Annotated in this window: 4 protein-coding genes and 1 pseudogene; 4 read left to right on the top strand and 1 reads right to left on the bottom strand. The window is 34.6% G+C overall.

The genetic code is table 11. From position 1 onward, the window contains the following. The first annotated feature begins 58 nt into the window (after positions 1 to 58). A complete protein-coding gene (locus Q0K35_RS04120) occupies positions 59 to 1,045 on the top strand; it encodes a hypothetical protein (RefSeq protein WP_294561406.1) in 987 nt (328 codons plus the stop codon). Positions 1,046 to 1,341: 296 nt separating this feature from the next. Next, positions 1,342 to 1,980, top strand: a pseudogene (locus tag Q0K35_RS04115) (transposase); the annotation flags it as partial. A gap of 50 nt (positions 1,981 to 2,030) precedes the next feature. On the opposite strand, the gene Q0K35_RS04110 reads toward Q0K35_RS04115, so the two are convergent. Next, a complete protein-coding gene (locus Q0K35_RS04110; protein WP_294561405.1) occupies positions 2,031 to 3,020 on the bottom strand; it encodes a nucleoid-associated protein in 990 nt (329 codons plus the stop codon). A gap of 157 nt (positions 3,021 to 3,177) precedes the next feature. On the opposite strand from Q0K35_RS04110, the gene Q0K35_RS04105 reads away from it, so the two are divergent. Together Q0K35_RS04105 and Q0K35_RS04100 are read left to right on the top strand one after the other, a co-directional pair. Further along, a complete protein-coding gene (locus Q0K35_RS04105) occupies positions 3,178 to 4,572 on the top strand; it encodes an ABC transporter permease (RefSeq protein WP_294561404.1) in 1,395 nt (464 codons plus the stop codon). A gap of 111 nt (positions 4,573 to 4,683) precedes the next feature. Next, positions 4,684 to 4,858, top strand: a 175-nt coding sequence (locus Q0K35_RS04100; RefSeq protein ID WP_294561407.1) for an ATP-binding cassette domain-containing protein, incomplete at its 3' end; no start/stop codon positions are given.

Raw genomic sequence — 4,858 nt, 5'->3', positions numbered from 1 at the left:
TTAAATATTTTTGGGAATTTTGTCATTTTAGTGCATATAGAATAGTAGGAGGTATTTAATGCAAATTAAAAAAGATAAAATTCCTTTAGATCAAATTATCAAGATGATCCTAAGAGAAAAAACCGTTCTCTCTATCCTCATGAAGGAGCTTATTGAAGAATATAATCCTTATTCTTTGAATGAAATTGAACAATGTATCAAACCTCAGGGAGATGTACCCTTACATAGTCGTATGACTTCGGGGCACCGAAACGAAAACAACGAAGATTACAGAAGTATTTATTTTGATTCTCTTGTCTATGCCTCTTTACCACAGGATCATGGAAAGATTGCTATGATTATCAATCTTGAAGCACAGGGCATTTTAAAAGGAAAAAGTCATGTACTTAGTAGAGGGAACTACTATACCAGTAGAAATATTTCCATGCAGATAGGGAAACTATTTGATCATGGACAATATGACGATATCGTCAAGGTGGTATCAATCTGGATCGTGTTTAATGCACCCTTGTATAAGCAGGGAAGCATTAATCGATATCGGATGAGAGAGGAACATGTTTTAGGAAATGTATGTGAAGATGAGAAATATTTTGATAAACAGGAAATCATTGTGCTATACTTAGGATATAAGGAGAACGAATCGGTTTCATCCAATGTGTTAAGAATATTGCTTGATGAAGGCATGACGGTGGCAAAGAAAAAAGAGGAACTGAGGAAATATGATTTTGAATTGACAGAAAGCCTTGAAGAGGAGGTAGAAGAGATGTGTGATTATAGCGTTTATCTAGAACAGAAATACATGGAAAAAGGTTTGAAAAGAGGAATTGAACAGGGAATTGAACAAGGAATTGAACAGGGTATTGAACAAGGAATCGAACAAGGAATCGAACAGGGTATTGAACAAGGAATCGAACAAGGGATTTGTTCATCTTTATGTTCTTTGATGGAGAATATGAAAATTAATTTACAGGAAGCTATGAAGTTATTAAATGTTCCTGAAAGTGAATATGAACAGTATTCTAAGATGTTGAATGTTAAAGAATAATTGATCATTTAGTTATTAAAAAAGAAAGAAAATCAAGATAGTGTAAACTAAACTGTGTAAGTTAAAAACGTACCGCTTAACTTATGCAGTTTTTATAATGTCTTTGGCAAAATAGAAGGAAGAAAAGGAAATGACAGATATGGCAAAAAAAAAGAGATTCCAAGACTGTTGCACTCGCACAAGAAATCATCAAACAATTTAACTCAAAACAGCAGAAGATACAAATGAAGCTCTGATAGAATTATTTGGTCCTATCTTTGAAGGACTGTTTCAAGGAGAAATGGGACACCATCTAGACACTTAGAAATGGCTATGAAGCGAAAGAATCTGCCGTCTATACGATTTTAGGATATGATTTGAATGGGGGTATCCCGAGGAATGGAAGATGTATTCTTCATTTCAACGGATGACGTCAGAGAATTGGAGGAAGGCGCAAAAGCTATCTTTCCTAAAGCTGTCGTACAGCGCTGCATTGTTCATTTAATTCGTAATTCGATCAAGTATGTTCCCAGAAGGAACATAAAAAATTTGTATAAGATTTAAAGTAAATATACGGGGCAGTCAATTTAAAAACAACCAATTCAGCATTTGAAATATTCAGTAAAACATGGGAGTCATATCCAAATGCCGTAGAGGTTTGGAAAAAGAATTATAAATTTGTGGAACAATTATATGATTATGGAAGCAATGTCCAACGAATCATGTACACAACCAATGCGATCGATTCCATTCATTCAAGTTTCCGAAAGATTACAAAAAAAGGTGCATTTCCAAATGAAAACGCCCTTTTTAAACTCTTGTATTTAAGATGCAAAGAACTTATTCGAAATTGGCCCCATGTTCTCAATCAGCTAAAGGTAAATCCTTTATTCCCTCAACGCATTGAGAAAAATTTAAATTTGTTTTTTAATAATTTATTTACACACTTTTCTTGACAAATCCAAAATCAAATACCCTCATGATTTTTTTTCATTGATTTATATATTTATTTGCTGATGATCGATTGAATGTTCTTTAAACGGATTGAAATTGTTCCATCCTGTTCATTGACAAATTCAACAAATTCCCTGCTGTTCATAAAATCAACAGGAATCGTAATTTCAATACCATTATCTGTTTTAATCTTCTGGGTCTTCTGCTGTTTGCTTAATTTTATGTTTTCTACACTGACCGTTTCTTCAATCCCCTGTTTTTTCATCTCGTCTTTAAATTCGCTTTGTGCGATCGGATTTTCAAATAATAATTCCGCAATTTCATTCGTTTCTATCTGACTTCCTTCTTCGATACTTTCTTTGACAGCTGTTTTTAAAGCAGGGATCGTTTTGAGCTCATCGAGATGATATTTAGTCGTAAGATTTTCTACGCACTGGCTGATTGCCGACATTACTTCTTTGTAGCTGGGTTTTGCTTTACAGGAAAGGATATCTTCCAATACATAGCGTTTGGTCGTTTGAAAGATATAGGGATTTTCGATCAGTTGTAAATGGGAAGTGGCATATTCCACGATAAAAATTTTATCTTCTTTCATGATGTTGCTTGAAAAAAGAGTCTTATATAATACAAAATCATTTTGAATCTGAGCGTCATCGCTGTGAGTAGCATGTGTAAGCTTTGAAAAATTAACATTATCAATACCTACCAAGTAACGGATATCTTCATGCTTGACCTCCGCAAAGATAAAATCACTGGTTTGAAAAAGATTCCATTTTCTTTTTTCTTCAAAGATATGATGGGCAATCTGTACAGACAGCTTTACAAAGTCATTGTGATTTGTCTTATAGTCAAAGATCCATTGTTCAACAGGACTGTTGACAAAATGCGCTTCTTTTCTATTTTGACTGTTAAAGATCTTTTTGAGCTTGCTTTCAATATGTGGGTAGATATCTTCATTGATTTTTTCTATTTCCTGATCACTGGGTACAAAGATGTTTTGCTGGGTATCCATGATATGAAGAATGAGTTTTTGTATTTCCATATATCCTCCTTTTGCGTGCTTTCTATCTTAACATAAGGGGAGGGGAGATGCAAATATCCCAAATGTAATATAAAAATGTATGAAAATATTTACCAAAATATTGCTAACGCTTACAAATTCGTGTAGAATAAAATTAAAGAAAAGAGAGGTGAATGAGATGAGGACTTTAAAACGAATCATTTTATCAATCTGTCGAAGACCGGCACAATCAGTGATCATGTTTTTGATTGTGTTTATATTAGGTAATATTTTATTTGCTTCTATTTCTATCAATTTCTCTTGTGATAATGTCAGCAAAGAAATTCGTCGTCAAGTGACATCAACCATTCAGATCAAACAGACAAATACGAGCATTACACATGATAAACTCATGAAATTTGGTGAATTGGTCGATGAATTGCAAGATCATGAAAGTGTGAATCAGATATTTCCGATACGTACATTCAATTTGAAATATTTTGTTGAAACTGAAGAGGGTGACTACAAAATGGTGGGAGATACATTTACGGGAATATCAACAGTTGAAAACCTGCCATATGATTATAAGATCATTGAGGGTAGGAACTATACGCAGGAAGATTTAGATAGTGAGATTCCTAAGATCGTCGTAGAGGATTATTGGAATGAGTATCATGTGGGAGATTTCTATACGGTTCAGTTAAAGGATTATGTGATTGCAGAGGAAAGTTTTGGCCCTGTACCTGAAATTGTAGCCGGTCCTGAGTTTACTTTTGAGGTGATTGGGGTTTATCGGGATAAGGAATTAAAGAAAGATTATTATCATTCTTCTTGGACAGGAGATACAATCGTTTCCAATCATGCACTTGATCAGCTTTATGAGGCTCAACAGCAAGTTTTGGAGGCACATTCCCAGGAAGATAAAGAGGTATTTCTTTCAAGAAATTTTGATAATATCCGTACACAGTTTCCAAATATTGTTTATGAGGAAATCTCTATTGATGTGAAAGGTATGGATGTCTGTGAACAATTAGAAGAAGAAATCAGAAATGATGATCGTTATCCGAATGGCTTTTTCAATATGGAATCTTCGATGGATGATTATCGTTATGTGCAGGGACCTGTGGAGAATCTGAAAGCTTTGGCAGATGTGGCAATGGGGGCAAGCATCGTATTGATTGTTGTGCTGTTGTGTCTGGTTTCAATGCTCTTTCTTAGAAATCGTAAGCATGAGATCGGTATCTTAATGGCCTTGGGAGAAAGAAAGAGAAATATTCTGATACAGTATGCAGGTGAAATCGTACTTGTGGGCATGCTGGCGACAACGTTTGCGTTATTTAGCGGAAATAAATTGGGAGAAATAATCTCGAATGAATTTATTAAGATACAGGTAGATATGGATAGTGAAATTGAATATAGTGAGCGTCATGAAGGCGAAGTAACTCAGCTGGATATGATGGAAGCCTACAAAGTTGAGATAGATTCACAATATATTTGTGCGATTTATGGTATAAGCTTTGTGATCATGATCGGTGTGAGTGGTGTATTGGTTTTATATATAATCAGGTTGAAACCTAAGGATGTATTGATGTAGGAGGGAGATTATGCTTTTAATTATTGCGATTGAATTAGCTTTGATCATTGCTTTGTTAGTGATTTTAATTTTAGGTTTATTTCCAAATAAAAAATAAAAGGGGAGAAAATCATGTATGTATTAGAAACGAAAGATTTATATTTTACTTATCCGGATGGGGATGGACGAAAGATCATCCTGAATGATGTGAGCGTGTCGTTTGAACTGGGAAAGTTTTATACGATCCTGGGAAGCAGCGGATCCGGGAAGACGACCTTTCTATCCTTGATAGCGGCACTGGATAAGC

This window comes from uncultured Traorella sp. (genome assembly GCF_944327115.1).
Taxonomy (GTDB): Bacteria; Bacillota_I; Bacilli_A; order Erysipelotrichales; family Erysipelotrichaceae; genus Traorella.
The sequence above is the reverse complement of the archived record's forward strand: the minus strand, read 5'-3'. Positions and strand labels throughout refer to the sequence as shown.